Here is a 15632-nt window from a genome sequence, read left to right as displayed (position 1 = left end):
GTTTTCATCTTTGATAACATTCCTTGTTTTCTCCCTTCTTCTTTTTGTTAACTATTGCTAGGTTTGGGTGATTTTCATTATTACATGCTTATTGCCAACATGATATACTTAATTAGAGGTGTCCTTATGAATAAAACAATTTTTTTAAAATGGCTGCAAGAAGGGAATGTAAATATTCCTTCCACACTTCTAACACATTACAAACATTTAAAAATAGATGAAAAAGAATTAGTTCTTTTACTGCAAGTACATTATTACTTAGAACGAGGGAAGGATTTTCCGACCCCTGCAGAAATAGCTGCGCAAATGACGATAGATATTAATGAATGTCATGAATTATTGAGTCAACTTATCCGCAAAGGCTTTATCGACATATTAGATGGAAATAGTGATACTGGAATCCGATTTGAGAGATATTCATTAGAGCCTCTTTGGAATAAATTAATTGAGCAATTTCTCCTAAATAATAAAAAAGAAGAAGAAGCTTTAATAGAAAAAGAAGAATCAGATTTATATACTTGTTTTGAAAGAGAATTTGGAAGACCATTGTCTCCTTTTGAAATTGAAACGTTAAATATGTGGGTTGACGACGATCAGCATGAAATAGTAATTATAAAAGCAGCGCTTAGGGAAGCTGTGATTTCAGGTAAATTAAATTTTCGTTATATTGACCGAATCTTGTTTGAATGGAAAAAGAACGGAATTAAGACAATCGAGCAAGCAAAGAGCCATGGGAAAAAGTTTAGACAGCATCAATCTGTTGGTTATAAAGCAGAACAATCAGAAGAATCTTCTAACAACAAGACTGTGCCATTTTATAATTGGTTGGATCAATAATCTTTTGATGGAGAAGAAGGATGTATAGGCAAAAATAAGCAGGAGGCTCCTTTTTTCTTTCCTCCTGAGTACTAATTGTTCTTCCTAATATAGGATAAAAAGTAGCATACTTGTGTAAAAAAGCAACATTGAAAGCTAGGATTGTCACTAGAATAACGTTTAGACTTTCATTAAAACATCTATCAAATAGAAAGATTTCTTAGGTAGATAGATGTTAGTCTTACTATTCTTAGGATGACCCTTTTTTTTATAGAGAGTAAGTATATTCATTTCGGAGGATCACATGTTAAAAAAAGATGAAATTAGATATTGTCTAGATACGATGGGAGAGATGTTTCCAGAAGCGCATTGTGAATTAGTTCATTCTAATCCGTTTGAATTAGTGATTGCCGTATCATTATCTGCCCAGTGTACCGATGCCCTTGTTAATAAGGTAACAAAAAATTTATTTCAAAAATATAAAACACCAGAAGATTATTTGAGTGTTCCCTTAGAAGAATTACAGAATGATATTCGTTCGATCGGCTTATATCGAAATAAAGCCAAAAATATTCAAAAACTATGCCAAATGGTTTTAGACAAATATAATGGGGAAATACCAATGGATCGGGATGAACTGATTAATTTACCTGGTGTCGGAAGAAAAACGGCTAATGTCGTTGTTTCTGTCGCTTATAATATTCCCGCTATTGCTGTTGATACACATGTGGAGAGAGTTAGTAAGCGATTAGGTTTTTGTCGTTGGAAAGACTCCGTTTTAGAAGTAGAGAAAACACTTATGAAAAAAGTTCCCAAAGAGGAATGGTCTGTAACGCATCATCGTATGATCTTTTTTGGAAGATATCACTGTAAAGCTCAAAACCCGCAATGCGAGGCTTGTCCACTACTAGCATTGTGCCGAGAAGGGAAAAAGAGAATGAAGACGAAGGGGATAGTCTAATGGCTAACAATCAATTAGATGCACCACCTGAGCTTATATATGGACCGTTCCCAGCTGTAAAGCAATTTCCTAGTATCGCTCCGGATAGCTTTGAACTAATGCCAGCTTTTTTGCATGAGGCTAATTACTATCATAATAAGGTAGTTTATCAGCCATGGAACAAAGCAAACTTTTCTGAGTGTGTAAAATTGGTTTTTGATAAGTGGAGACAGCTTAAACAGGAAATACAATTATTTGTGAAAGAAAGAGATTCTAATAGGCTTCAACAAGGACTAACGATTGGAGTGGAATACTTTTTAGAATGTTTATATTGGGTTAACGAAAAACCGGTCACATTTAAAAATGGTTTAGTAGATCCTAGTTTAGAAGTAAAACCTTTCAATTTAGAAGATCGACTTCAGTTTATATTAAAAAGATTAAATGGTTATCATTCCTTTAAACAGCTGGATGAGCTATATAAAGAATTAGAAAAACAGTTTGCGATTAAATTAGTAAGATTAAAGAGAAGCAATTAAATAGTAGAAAAAGCTGGAACATAAATGTTCTATCAAAAAAACCCCAACCAATTATACGGAGGTGATAACTTTGTATAATTGGTTGGGTTTTTTATTCATTAATAAAAGAGGTCAGGTTAATTTAACTAATTATTTAACAGGGGGAGGGAAGTCCCCGCTGTTGGAAGTTCGTTTTATTGAGAATCATTTTGATTTTGTTCTCTATTACGGTTCTGGTTCTGGTTCTGGTTAGGTTCATTACTATTAGGATGATTATTTTGTCCAGTATTATTGTTACCAGTATTGTTATTATCATTATTGTTATTGTTATTGTTATTGCCATTGTTGTTCTCGCCATTATTACCATTGTTATTGCCATTGTTGTTATCTTGATCGTTGTGATTTTCATCCCCATTGTCTGAGTCATCATTGTCGCCATTATCTTGATTGTCCTCAGAATCTTCGCCGTTAGGATCGTCTTGCTTATCCTCGTCATCTATTGTCTCATTCGGTTCCTCTGGCGGCTGTTCCTCAATTTTTTCTGGTACAGTAATACTAGCAGACGCAGGATCACTTTCTTGATCACCTTTAATTGCTTTTACGGCGAAGTTATAGGTGCTGCCAGGAGTAGGTTTAGCGATTTTTAAACTTGTGTCAGAAGTGACAGTTAATTGCTCACTAGCTCCACCATCTACACTGACGCTGACATCAAATTTAATGCCATCTTTTTTGCCATAATTCCAAGATAAGTCAATTTCATCACTGTTTTCATTATAACTAGCTTTTACTCCATTTGGTGCATCTGGTTTATTATATTTCTGTGATACCTCATTAAGAATATTTCCTTTTACCGCATATTCGGTCAGTATTTGACTACTTGGTGTATAGGAACTTGCTAACCGCGCCGGATAGGTTCCTTTCTCAATTTTAACGGTTTCCACACTATCTGGTTTCTTGAAATCCGCTGTTTCTACCCCTTCAGAAATATGTCCCATGACAGCTTTGAAAATTTGTTGGGCAACTTTCTGATTAGCACCAGGCGTGAGTGGATTTTTTCGTTCCGTATATCCGGTCCATACAGCCATGGTGAAATTCGTTGTGTAACCAGCGAACCAGGCGTCAGGAACACTTTTAGAATTCGTTATGCCCCATTTAGTTCGTTCTTCTTGTGAATAGTTGGTTGTTCCTGTTTTACCAGCAACAGGCAATCCAGGAATATTTGCAAGTTTTCCTGTTCCATCGCTGCTTGTAAGAACGCCTTTTAGCATATCAGATATAAGGAATGCTGTATAATCCTGCATGACAACTTTTGATTTAGGTTCCATATTTATCTTTGTACCATCTTTTAATTTAAAGGATCGCACAGCATGAGGTGCATTATATACTCCTTCATTACCAAAGGCGCTATAAGCTCCAGCCATTTCTAGTGTGCTAGCTTCAAACGCTCCGATTGCATATGATTCATATGCTTCCTCAAGCGGGATACCAAGATTCACGGCAAATTCTTTAGCATTTTCAGCACCAACAGCTTGGAATGCTTTAAGAGCAGGGATATTTCTTGACATTTCTAACGCTTTTCGCATAGTCATAGAGCCTTTATAGCTGTTATCCCAGTTGCTTATCGGTGTTCCGTCTGAATAGGTACTGCGTTCATCTACGATTGTTTGATAAGTACCCCATTTTAAATGTTCAATTGCTGGACCATAATCTAAGATTGGCTTAGCTGTTGATCCTGGCTGGCGCTTCATATCTGTTGCATAGTTTGTGCCTAGCTTTACTTCAGGATCACGATCTCCGCCAAGTGCTAAAATACCGCCTGTTTTTGTATCCAACAATGTAATTCCAGCTTGGAAATCTTTGTCAGGGAAAGGAACGATTTCTCCTTCATACATTAATTTTTCCACATATTCCTGAGCTTTCTGATCCATTGTTGTATAAATTTCTAATCCATCTGTAAATACATTAACATCCGGATATTTTTTCTCAATTTCGGCAATAACTTGTTTTATAAATGGATCAAATGGCAAGTCATTTGATTTACGTTTTTCTTTTGCCACTAATGTATCTTCCACAGAAGTCTTTTGAGCTTTTTCCATTTCCGCTTTAGAAATATAGCCATGCTGGTGCATTAAAGATAAGACGATATTACGTCTTTTCTCTGCTCTTTCCGGATTATTAAACGGATTATACGCATTTGGCGCCTGTGGCATTCCTGCTAAGAGGGCAGCCTCAGGTAAGGTTAATTCATCTAAGCTTTTATCAAAATAGACTCTGGCTGCGGTTTTCACGCCGCTCATATTTTCAGACATAAAGATTTTATTGACATACATTTCAAATATTTCTTCTTTTGAGTATTTCCGTTCTAATTCAAGAGCCAGCCATGCTTCTTGTGCTTTTCGGCTTAATGTTTTTTGCGGCTGGTTAAAGAAGAAGTTTTTCACTACTTGTTGTGTAATCGTACTTGCTCCTTCAGAACCAAACCCATCTCGGAAGTTTGCAATAACAGCTCCGCCTAGGCGAATAGGATCAATTCCATGATGCTTAAAAAATCGCGAATCCTCGGTTGCGATAAACGCATCTTTCACTAAATCAGGAATATCTTCATAGTTTACATAGTCTCGGTTTACGGCACCTACTTTGGCTATTTCATCATTGTTTTTGTCATAGATAGTAGAAGAAATAGGATCCTTTAATGTCTCTGGATTTAATTCAGGTGCGTCTTTTACCATAATAGCAAAGGTCACACCACCGGCAATAATGCCGATAATGCCGATTGTTAATAAAATAAGCAGAACGCGCTTAAACAAATTCTTGCCGCTTTTTTTCTTTGCTTTTTTAGGAGCTTTTTTCTTAGAGGCTTCAAGTTGTTTACGGCGCTCCTCTCGCGTTTGATATTTATCTGTCATAATTATTCCTACCTTTCTTTCTAAAAACAAAAGGAATTAGTTAAAATCATAAATAGTATCGATTACTTTTATATAGTCAATTCGAGGTCGGTAACCTAGGCTGATGGAATGACCATTGCTTGCTAATTCTTGTTTTGTAATCGATTTTCTTCCCCCATTTATCATTCTTTCCCAAAATACAAATAGTTTTTCTGCATCTAAATAGAATATTTCATTAGTTTCAGAAAAGGAGATAATGACAAAGCAAATTCCTTGTTGCTCACATACCAACCGCATATGCTTGATTTGGTGTTCATGGAAGTTATTCAGCGGAAAGGAAGTTGTATGCTTCGTTTCTTTCGCTTCAAAGTCAATATATTTACCTCGATAAACACCATTATAGTCTGTAGTGGAAGCTTGTTTAAAATAGGCTTCTTTTATTACAGCAGCACTTCTTTTAGGGTAATCGACTTGGACTATTTGAACAGGCGTCGGCTTTTTATGTATGACTGCCTTTCCAAATTCTAAATAGTATTTATTGGTTTCGTTCAGATCATCCTCTAGTGTCATACCTCGATTACTATAATTTACCTTTTGGGGCGGCTTGGTATGTACGTTTTTTAAAGGAGTGTACCTTTTCCCATTTGGATAATGAATCTTCATTTTTTCACCTCACAAAGATTCTTTCAAAGTATAACTTATTGCAATCAACAAACAATAATACCATAAAGCGTTCATAAGAGGTGAACAATTTGATAGGTAAAAAATCATATTTTTCTTCATTGGAAGAAGAAAAACTTATTAATAGAATAAGACTAATTACCGATAAGTGCAACTTTGACAATATTTCGAGAACGAAAGCATATCTCCACTATTATAACAAACATAAAGAAATACAATGGGCGTTTCTTGCGAGTCAGGTTTCCCGAAATGCAGGCTGGAATATGTGCGATTTGAATGGAACTTGGCTCCCACAAGTAGTTAGTCAAGAAAAAAGACAGCAAATATTCTTAACTTACGAGAAAGCTAATTGGCTGATCTTTCATGATGCATACCCCCAATTATTACTCTATGAATATTCGACGAAAAAAAACTTGCCAATGTTTCATTTATTAAAATTTTTTCAAGTTTCCTCTTTTATGGAAGAAGAATGGAATTTCTATTGGGAGAATAAAAATAAGAAAAGATTAATGAATAGCTTAATTATTAATGAACAAAATGTTATTCAACAGCCTGTCATAGAAAACACAACAATTAAGCATCATGTTTTTCATTATCTTCCATATCTTTTTCAAGATTTTTTCCATTTTAACGCAGTCCTTTTTCCAACTTTGCAAGGAACACTTTATGGGGCAAGCGTTTCTAACTTCACATCACTAAGCGAACGGATTAAGCTTGGCAATACTTTAGCAAGTCTTTTATTTAAACCTAATTTATATCAAGAGTTTTATGATTTTGCAAGAAAAATAGAACATACAGGTTCGAGGAGTGATTATGAAAAATACATATACCCAAATTTAACCAATACGACACCTATTTTACGAGCTGCTTATCCAGTAGTGAGGCATCAATATATATTAAGAAATGATTGGTTTAAAAAGAATATCAAGAAAAAGTGGCGCATCCTGAAGGAACAGAAAGAACCTTTTCATATTACTGATTGGTATCTGAAAAAACAGCAGCAATTACATGCGCTTATTCGTCAGAAAAACAAATGGTTAACCTAATATTTGCTTAATCTTGTCGAAATTTAAACCAGTAATAAGAATATGTACTTTCTTTGCCGAATCTCTTCTAGTTTTGTCAACGATGCAGGATAGTTGCTAAAAAAAAAGAAAGAGTATATATCAAAATAGCCTGGAGGGATTTGCATGGAAAATGCTTATACAAAAGAAAAGTTATTGAATCTGTTAGAGGAAATCCAAGAGGAATTAGATACATTGGATGCAATGCTTTTAAATTCCTTTAATCAAAACATGCATCTTGTGAAGGAGCATATTACTTCTTTAAATGACATAGAAAGAGGAATCACTACTATGGAGAAAAAAATGGCAGCCAGTAAATTAACTATTCATACAGATGGTCCGCGACAACAAATGCCTCTTTACTTGAACTTGGCAAAGTAAATCGTTAAAATAAAATCATTAACGATAATAGGTAAAAATGGAGTGGCAAAATTGACGGAAAATCATCAATTGATGGAATATACAACTAAGCTTCTAGAAGCAGTAGAGTATGCATTAGATACGTTTTATAAAGTGAAGGAATCAGGAGTTGATAAGGATTTTTATGAGATTGTCCGACCTTTTGCCAATCAGATTAAAGAGCTTAATGATAAATGGAAGGAAATGGCGACAGAGTGGGTGCAGAAATCTAAGCCTGATTATTTGAATAAGATCCAAATAAATACAGCCGCTGATCATATTGAAATTATTTCCATTCAGGCATTTTTTACGCAAACAAGTAAAAAACGCTTTCTTGATTCAGCGAAATCTGTAAAATATATACTGCAAACATTACTGGATGCGTTAAAAAATGAAACGAAATAAGGATTAGTAAAAGGGAGATGAAATTTCTCTTTTTTTTTTTGCTTTTTTGTTAAATTTAAATTCCTGTTCCTTCTGAGATAACATAGAGGTCAAATTATTGGTACATCAATGCACAGTATAGGCGTTATTATCATATAGTAGATAAGGATATCTTTAACGTGGGAGGATAGAATTTCATGAATAAAGCATCTAATCAACAAAGCTGGAACATGCCACCTTATCAGACCGCTTATACGCATCCTGTGTCATCTGATAACAGACTATATCATCCATATATAAATCAAGGACAGTGGAATGGAGCAGGCATGAATGGACAAAATTTTTACAACATGCCACCAATGCAGCCGAATTATCAAAATAACCAATCGAATTATTACCACCCGCAAAATGCTTATAAAAACAATACACAAGATATATTCCAAAATCCACTTCATTATATGGAGAACAGTGAACTGAACCAATACACACCCAATTATATGAATCAAAGTCAAGGCTTTATGAATCCATATCCAAAGCAGTCCTTTATTCCGAAAAAACAAGGAAATATGAAAAGCATTATGAATTCTTTTAAATCACAAGATGGTTCTTTAGATTTTAATAAAATGATGGATACTGCAGGAATGATGATGAATGCAATGAATCAAGTAACAGGATTGGTAAAAGGAGTCGGGGGAATCTTTAAGGTGTAACATACCTTTAGGAAGCAATAAGCAGAGGCTGTCATGCGACAGCCTCCATTTCTTTTTCTCTACTACCAGCGGTGTGCTTTTGCATTACTTCTTAGAATGATATTATTCTGAGACATTTGCGTATGCCCATTTACTTGGGATTTAGAACGTTTAGGTCTCGTCCAATTGTGATGAAAAAGCGCAGAATGAGAATCTAACTGATCTCTATAACTCATCATATCACCTCAGGAAGTAAGATTAGAAAGAAATAGAAGGGATAGAAAAAGGATCTCTCCTTCTACCGTATGGAAGGAGAGGATATTCTTTTAACACCCACTATTAATATGTGCAGAGAAAGGAGAATTTACTCTTTCTGAATTTATGGATTAGTCTCGATCTTCAATCATAATTTTTTTTCCTTTTTGTTTAGGGACTTTAATCGTAAGCAATCCATTTTGATAAGATGCCGTTACTTTTCTTTCATCAATTGGATGAGGAAATGCAATGCTTCGGCTGTTTCTTTTATACGTTTTACTTGTATGAAATGTTTTAGTCTGCGAATTTTCCTCTGTTAAAATTTCCTGATGATTAATACTGATAGTTAAATAATGATCATAGATGTCCAATTGAATTTGTTCTTTATTAACTCCAGGCAGCTCTGCCTTAATAATCGTAGCACCTTCTGTTTCATTTACACTCAGTGGAAAAGCCATATTGGGAAATGGGTTACTAAAAAATTCATCCATTTGCTGCAGAAAGTTTTTCACTGGCTTTTCCTGAAAAAACTGATTCATAGAACGCATGAACCCATTTAATGGCTGCGGTGTTTTTTCTTTTTTGTTTGGATCCATTGGGAAATTGGATGACATAATAAATTCACTCCTTACACTTAAAATATGAATGAAAGCTTTAAGTATTTCTTTTTTGCTTTAAAAATGGATATACTTTTTCTACTATCCTATGCCCAATAGCTTGAATTGGTGTTTGGGTGTAAATTTTTTGAAATTCTATATAGTCAGAGGATGTTTCGTTCATCCATATAGAAAAAAAGTGATATATTAAAGGAAAAAGAAAGAAAGGAAGTTTTTAAAGATGAATCATATTGTAGTTGACAATGAACAACTATCCTATATAGAAGAAGGAAACGGAGAAACCGTTGTATTAATTCATGGTTTTTGTGGCAGTGTCGATTATTGGGAGTATATCATTCCACTCCTTTCTGAAAAGTATCATGTAATAGCAGTAGATCTAAGAGGACACGGCAGCTCTACCTATAGCGGTGAACCATTTGAGATAGAAGACTTAGCAAAGGACATAAATAGGCTGTTAAAAAAATTAGAGATAGAAAAAGTATATATGTTTGGTCATTCACTTGGGGGCTATGTAACATTGGCCTTTGCTGAACTTTTTGCAGAGCATTTAAAAGGCTTTGGCTTAGTACATTCCACTGCCTATTCTGATACAGAAGAAGGGAAAGAAGGCCGATTAAATGCTATTCGTAAAATCCAAAATTTTGGAATAAAAGAGTTTGTCAATGGGTTAATTCCTAATTTATTCGCAGATGAGTCACTAATGAATTTACCTGATGAAGTAGAAAAAGCAAAAAAAATTGGCTATCAAACCGATGGAATTGCGGCGATGGAGACACAAGCAGCAATGAGAAAAAGACCAGATAGAAATGGTGTAGTTGAACAGGCGAAGATTCCTGTTTTACTTATAAAGGGAACGAAGGATAAAGTGGTTTCCTTAGATCGCGTTACTTCTGCTTCAAATAGGAATGTCTCAGAAGTGCAATTAGAAACAGGGCATATGAGTATGCAGGAAGCACCAGAGAAGCTGGCAAATGCGATTCATTCCTTTATTTCGTCAAATAGTAAATAATGGCTGTTTTTTTCTTGTTAAAATCTCTTTCAAATCGAACGTCTATTCGATAAAATAGATGTATTAGAGGTGAAACAAAATGAAAGTACGTAAAAATCTTCAAGAAATTATAAAGGATTTAAAAACAAAAGATGAATATAAAGAGAGAATTTCTTTTTGGCATACAATTGAAGCGAAAGAGGCTGTTACCGTTCCGCTTCCAGATGATTTAATTCCTAATTTAAAAGATGCTTTGCAAAAGCGCGGGGTCACCCGGTTATATACACATCAACATTCCTCGTATCAGGCAATTCGAGAAGGGAAAAGCATCGTTGCTGTCACCCCAACAGCATCAGGTAAAACGCTTTGCTACAATCTGCCTGTCATCCAGTCGATTGCCGAGGACAAAAACGCCCGAGCATTATATATGTTTCCTACAAAGGCACTTGCACAGGATCAGAAAAGCGAATTGAATGAATTAATTGAAAGTGCAGAACTACAAATAAATAGTTATACATATGATGGAGATACACCTGCTTCTATTCGGCAGAAAGTTCGAAAAGCTGGCCATATTGTTATTACCAATCCAGATATGCTTCATTCTGCCATTTTGCCCCATCATACAAAATGGGTATCTCTATTTGAAAATCTTAAGTACGTCATTATCGATGAGCTCCATATATACAGAGGTGTATTCGGGAGTCATGTAGCCAATGTAATCCGTAGATTAAAGCGGATTTGTGCATTTTATGGCAGCAATCCTATTTTTATATGTACATCTGCTACGATTGCAAATCCAAAAGAATTAGCGGAAAACTTAACAGAACAACGTGTCCAATTAATAAATAACAATGGTGCTCCAAGTGGAAAGAAACATTTTGTTTTTTATAATCCTCCTATTGTGAATATCCCTTTGAATATAAGGAGAAGTGCTACTTTAGAAGTACGCCAATTAGCAGGAGAATTGTTGAAAAATAAAATTCAAACGATTATTTTTGCCAAAAGCCGTGTACGAGTAGAGATATTGCTTACGTACTTACAGGAACTTGTCAAATTTCAGCTTGGACCTAAATCCATCCGCGGCTATCGAGGCGGCTATTTGCCAACAGAAAGAAGAGAAATTGAACAGGGATTACGTCAAGGCAATATTTATGGTGTGGTCAGTACAAATGCGTTAGAGCTAGGAGTGGACATTGGACAACTTCAAGCTTGTGTCATGACTGGATACCCTGGTACAATTGCAAGTTCGTGGCAGCAAGCAGGAAGAGCAGGCCGCAGGCATGATGAATCCCTTGTTATTATGGTCGCTAGCTCAAGTCCTCTAGATCAGTATATGGTGGCAAATCCAGATTATTTCTTTAGCAGAAATCCAGAAACGGCGAGAATAAATCCTGATAATCTTATTATTCTCATTGATCATATGAAATGTGCAGCTTACGAACTTCCTTTTAAAGAAGGGGATACTTTTGGCAATTGTGAGATTACCGAAATACTTGAATTTTTAACAGAAGAGCGCATTCTTTTTCAAAATGGGGATAAATGGTATTGGATGAATGATTCTTTTCCAGCTCATAATATTAGTCTCCGTTCTGCTTCTCAAGAAAATATCGTTATTATTGATATTTCGGATGTAAGTAAAAGCAGAGTAATTGGCGAAAGCGATCGCTTTTCAGCGATGACATTATTGCATGAAGAAGCAATTTATATGCATCAAGGAATACAATATCAAGTAGAAAAGCTTGATTGGGAAGAAAAGAAAGCATATGTCCGCGAGGTAAGTGTTGATTATTATACAGATGCAAATTTAGCGGTATCCTTAAAAGTGTTAGAAGAAGATAATAAAAGCAACTATCTAAAAGCAGAAACCGGATTTGGTGATGTCAGCATTGTTGCAATGAGCACTATTTTTAAAAAAATAAAATTTGAAACCCATGAAAATATTGGCTCTGGCCCGATTACTCTGCCAGAAGAGGAGCTCCATACAAATGCAGCATGGATATCTTTTCAGCCAAGTGATTTGGTATGGGAACAAGAGCAAACAGAACAGGGTCTATTAGGGGCTGCTCATGCATTAAAGCATATTGCCCCATTACTTGTCATGGCAGATCCACAAGATTTGCATGTAGTCCCACAAGTAAAAGCAGAACATAATGAAAAAGCAACAATCTTCTTCTATGACCAATATCCTGGCGGGATTGGTTTAAGTAAGAAGATATATGAAGAAATGCCTGCCGTATTAAAAGAAGCAAAAAAAATGGTGAAAAATTGTTCCTGTGAATATGGCTGTCCTTCCTGCATAGGGACAGAGAGCCATGCGCATAACAGTAAAAGAGATGTAGTGAAAATTCTCTCGCTTTTAGAGAATAGTGAGATTTCCATATAAGGGGATTAAAATGTCTATTAAAAATAAATTGAACAGAATGAAGACACATCTAAAAAAAGAAGAGCAGACCATACTTGTGAAAAATCTCGAAGCAAAAAAGGGGACAATCCCCTTTATGAAGGAGTGGGAACAGGAAAATGTCTTGCCTTATTGGTTGGATAGTGAATACTGCTTAATTCGAGAAGTGCGCTATCCTCTCGATTATAAACACGGGAACTATACATTTCGAGATTTTTGTGGGGTGGTTGATGAATGGAATAAGGTAAGCTATGATCATCCCCTTTCTGCAAAAGGACATCAGACCAAGGATTTATTCTTTTTTGATACAGAAACAACAGGACTTGGAGGCGGTGCAGGCAATACTATTTTTATTCTTGGTTATGCTCAGCTACAACAAGAGGAGATCGTTTTAAAACAGCATGTATTGCCACATCCTGGAGCAGAAGTGCCTTTATTTAATAGTTTTTTAGAGAATGTAGACTATACAACTCTCGTAACCTATAACGGCAAGGCCTTTGATTGGCCGCAAGTGAAAACAAGACATACGTTAATTAAGGAGCATGTACCAAAGCTTCCTGAATTTGGTCACTTTGATTTGTACCACGCTTCCCGCCGTATGTGGAAGCATCGTTTAGAAAGAACAAAATTATCTATAGTGGAAGAAGAAATTCTCGGGGTAAAGCGGGAGAATGACATTCCTGGGTTTCTTGCTCCAATGATTTACTTTGATTTTGTAGAAAGAAAAAATCCTGAAGGAATGCTTGGCATCTTAAAGCATAATGAAATAGATATTCTTTCTTTAATTACCTTGTACACCCATCTAAGCAGTCAATTGTTAAGAAAAGATCAAAAAATCAGTGCAAGAGAGACTTTAGAGGTAGGGAAATGGTACGCAATTATCGGGCAAACAAATGTTGCCAAGCAAAACTTAGAGAGTATTAAGGAGCAGAATAAAGAAGAGCTTTTAGAAGCAGCTTTTTTATTAGCTAAGGAGTATAAAAGAGAGAAGAAGTTTGAGGATGCTCTTGGTTTGTGGCAAAAAATTGCGGAAACATATACAGGGAAGTCGAATCAGGTCATGGTTATTCAATCATTAATTGAACTAGCAAAATTCGCTGAACATAAAGAGAAAAATCCTCAAAGAGCATTACAATTCACAAAAAAAGCGCAAAATCTACTTTATAAACAAGAAACATTAGGGAAGATGGAACAAGAACTTCAAAAAAGGCACGAACGTCTAGTTAGAAAACTGCATACGATTAAATGAAATCAATAATTCCATTAATCACCTAGTTGTATGTACTCTCGTTCCCTATTAAAATAGGAATGTATTCATTAAGTGAAATAATATTCTCTTGAAAGAAGATAGGGAAAAGAAGTATTTTTCATAGAATGATAAACAGTCTAAATGAAATACTAATGGAGTGAACGAATTGTATAAAGTAGTTATGTGTTTATTTTTTGTGCTTGTTTGTTTAACCATCATCTTGTTTTCAACACTAAAAGACAGCTTTTACGCTTTTCTTTTATACAATTTTTTGCATCGATAAACAAAGCTTTAAAAAACATGACAAAATAGGTGTTTGTATTAGTACAAGATTATCTCTTTCAACATAAGTTGTTACTGTAAGATAACTAAATTATTTGAGAGGAGATTTTCTTATGCATTGTAAACCTAATCATATTTTACCTGCAGTAGTTCATCCGACAAAATGTTGCGTGAATAACACTTTTACAAATAATATTGTGCCGCATATTCACCCAACTCACACTACTACTGTAAATCATGTGAACTACGAGCACCAACATTTCTTCCCGCATACTCAATCTAGTGAGACAGTAGTAACTAATACTCAAGCTAATATGGGTCCTGCTCCAGCTCCATTCCCAACTGCACCTGCTGTTCCTCAAATGGGAGGAACTCCATTTACAGCAACTGGTCAATTCTTCCCAGGTCAAGCTGGTATGTCTGGAATGCCTGGTGGATTTCCATTCAGAAAACGATAAGGAAAAAACACAAGGTGCTTTTTAAGTTTCTTGTAGTTTGTAGACAAAGAGGACCAGAATGTTTTCATTCTAGTCCTCTTTGTCATTTCGGGTCTCGTATTATTATATTGTGTTATTTGCTATACAACGGAATCATTTTCCTTAAGTTGCACACTAATGAGAACACGAGGCATTGCTGCAAACTCGTTTATGTTTATATAAAAATGTGTGGAAATTTATTGGGTAGATTATTTTCATTCATTTTATCAAATACTTATCATATAATGAATCTGTAATGATAGACTGGCTGCGAAACAGCAATCTTTGGCTAAAAAAATATAAATTCTTTATGGGATAATATATTTATGATATATTTTATATAACTACTGTAATTGTGAAGGAGTTCCTTAGATTATTATGAAAATAGCCGTCATTTCTGGCTATAAGCCTTTCGAAATTGGAATATTTAAGCGAGACGAATTAGCAGCCGAATACATAAAGATAGCGATTAGAAAGAACTTGCAAGCACTGCTCGAAGAAGGACTCGAGTGGGTATTAATAAGTGGCCAGCTTGGAACAGAGCTATGGGCTGCAGAAGTAGTATACGATTTGCAGATGGAAGAATATCCAGACTTAAAACTAGGGGTGATTACACCTTTCCTTGAACAGGAACAGAATTGGAAAGAGGCTAATCAAGAATGGTATGAAGAAATAATCTTGCAAGCTGATTTTGTTGATTCTGTTTCGAAGAAGCCCTATGAAAGTCCCCAGCAATTAAAAGATAAGAATATTTTTTTACTAACAAAAAGTGATGTGTTACTGCTTTTTTATGATGAAGAGAACCCTGGCAGTCCTAAGTACTTATATGAGCTAGCACAAAAGTATCAGGAGCAAAACTCATATGAAATTCGCAAAATTCAATTTTCAGATCTCCAAGATATTGTAGAAGAAGCAAGGTTTCAGGACGAGTATTAATAGATTTATTGACAAAATGGCGTTTCTTTGAAAAAATAATTGAGATAAATGGTAA

Annotated in this window: 16 protein-coding genes; 12 read left to right on the top strand and 4 right to left on the bottom strand. The window is 35.2% G+C overall.

The genetic code is table 11. The features are described 5' to 3' along the window. The first annotated feature begins 126 nt into the window (after positions 1 to 126). The 3 genes from NSS71_RS09305 to NSS71_RS09295 all read left to right on the top strand — a co-directional run bounded on the left by NSS71_RS09305 (position 127) and on the right by NSS71_RS09295 (position 2292). Positions 127 to 837 carry a DnaD domain-containing protein gene (locus tag NSS71_RS09305; RefSeq protein WP_251687730.1) on the top strand — a complete coding sequence of 237 codons (711 nt, stop codon included), beginning with the start codon at positions 127 to 129 and terminating at the stop codon, positions 835 to 837. Positions 838 to 1120: 283 nt separating this feature from the next. Further along, complete coding sequence (gene nth, locus NSS71_RS09300) at positions 1121 to 1777, top strand: endonuclease III (RefSeq protein ID WP_047940395.1); 657 nt, start codon at positions 1121 to 1123, stop codon at positions 1775 to 1777. Then, complete coding sequence (locus tag NSS71_RS09295) at positions 1777 to 2292, top strand: YpoC family protein (protein WP_053215562.1); 516 nt, start codon at positions 1777 to 1779, stop codon at positions 2290 to 2292. The genes nth and NSS71_RS09295 overlap by 1 nt, the downstream gene beginning before the upstream one ends. A gap of 173 nt (positions 2293 to 2465) precedes the next feature. Here NSS71_RS09295 and NSS71_RS09290 read toward each other — a convergent pair whose 3' ends face one another. Next, the gene (locus NSS71_RS09290; protein ID WP_341117889.1) at positions 2466 to 5177 is read right to left on the bottom strand and encodes a PBP1A family penicillin-binding protein; all 2712 of its coding nucleotides are present in this window, start codon (positions 5175 to 5177) and stop codon (positions 2466 to 2468) included. Positions 5178 to 5213: 36 nt separating this feature from the next. Next, a complete protein-coding gene (gene recU / locus NSS71_RS09285) occupies positions 5214 to 5819 on the bottom strand; it encodes a Holliday junction resolvase RecU (protein WP_047940397.1) in 606 nt (201 codons plus the stop codon). Between the two features lie 89 nt (positions 5820 to 5908). Between recU and NSS71_RS09280 the strand changes: the two genes are divergently transcribed. The 4 genes from NSS71_RS09280 (at position 5909) to NSS71_RS09265 (ending at position 8394) form a co-directional block, all read left to right on the top strand. Next, the gene (locus tag NSS71_RS09280; protein WP_047940398.1) at positions 5909 to 6883 is read left to right on the top strand and encodes a DUF2515 domain-containing protein; all 975 of its coding nucleotides are present in this window, start codon (positions 5909 to 5911) and stop codon (positions 6881 to 6883) included. Positions 6884 to 7027: 144 nt separating this feature from the next. Next, entirely contained in the window at positions 7028 to 7282 is a 255-nt protein-coding gene (locus NSS71_RS09275) for a hypothetical protein (protein WP_047940399.1), read from the top strand. Positions 7283 to 7333: 51 nt separating this feature from the next. After that, on the top strand, positions 7334 to 7705 hold the full coding sequence (locus NSS71_RS09270; RefSeq protein WP_047940400.1) for a YppE family protein: 372 nt from the start codon (positions 7334 to 7336) through the stop codon (positions 7703 to 7705). 176 nt (positions 7706 to 7881) lie between these two features. Continuing rightward, positions 7882 to 8394: a YppG family protein gene (locus NSS71_RS09265; protein ID WP_095259081.1), complete on the top strand. Its 513-nt coding sequence runs from the start codon at positions 7882 to 7884 to the stop codon at positions 8392 to 8394. Positions 8395 to 8456: 62 nt separating this feature from the next. On the opposite strand, the gene NSS71_RS09260 is transcribed toward NSS71_RS09265, so the two are convergent. Both NSS71_RS09260 and NSS71_RS09255 read right to left on the bottom strand, forming a co-directional pair. Next, complete coding sequence (locus tag NSS71_RS09260; RefSeq protein WP_082138221.1) at positions 8457 to 8609, bottom strand: YpzG family protein; 153 nt, start codon at positions 8607 to 8609, stop codon at positions 8457 to 8459. Between the two features lie 150 nt (positions 8610 to 8759). Then, positions 8760 to 9242 (bottom strand): Hsp20/alpha crystallin family protein, encoded by a 483-nt coding sequence (locus NSS71_RS09255; RefSeq protein ID WP_047940401.1) that lies wholly within the window; start codon positions 9240 to 9242, stop codon positions 8760 to 8762. Positions 9243 to 9465: 223 nt separating this feature from the next. On the opposite strand from NSS71_RS09255, the gene NSS71_RS09250 reads away from it, so the two are divergent. The 5 genes from NSS71_RS09250 (at position 9466) to NSS71_RS09230 (ending at position 15577) form a co-directional block, all read left to right on the top strand. Next, the gene (locus NSS71_RS09250; RefSeq protein WP_047940402.1) at positions 9466 to 10254 is read left to right on the top strand and encodes an alpha/beta fold hydrolase; all 789 of its coding nucleotides are present in this window, start codon (positions 9466 to 9468) and stop codon (positions 10252 to 10254) included. A gap of 79 nt (positions 10255 to 10333) precedes the next feature. After that, positions 10334 to 12616, top strand: a complete 2283-nt coding sequence (locus NSS71_RS09245; RefSeq protein ID WP_144580847.1) for a DEAD/DEAH box helicase — start codon at positions 10334 to 10336, stop codon at positions 12614 to 12616. Between the two features lie 10 nt (positions 12617 to 12626). Further along, a complete protein-coding gene (locus tag NSS71_RS09240) occupies positions 12627 to 13883 on the top strand; it encodes a ribonuclease H-like domain-containing protein (RefSeq protein WP_144580845.1) in 1257 nt (418 codons plus the stop codon). 395 nt (positions 13884 to 14278) lie between these two features. Then, entirely contained in the window at positions 14279 to 14623 is a 345-nt protein-coding gene (locus NSS71_RS09235; RefSeq protein WP_047940405.1) for a CotD family spore coat protein, read from the top strand. Between the two features lie 396 nt (positions 14624 to 15019). Then, positions 15020 to 15577, top strand: a complete 558-nt coding sequence (locus NSS71_RS09230) for a DUF1273 domain-containing protein (RefSeq protein ID WP_095322300.1) — start codon at positions 15020 to 15022, stop codon at positions 15575 to 15577. The last annotated feature ends 55 nt before the right edge of the window (positions 15578 to 15632 follow it).

This window comes from Niallia sp. FSL W8-0951 (assembly GCF_038006525.1).
GTDB lineage: Bacteria > Bacillota > Bacilli > Bacillales > Cytobacillaceae > Niallia > Niallia circulans.
The sequence above is the reverse complement of the archived record's forward strand: the minus strand, read 5'-3'. Positions and strand labels throughout refer to the sequence as shown.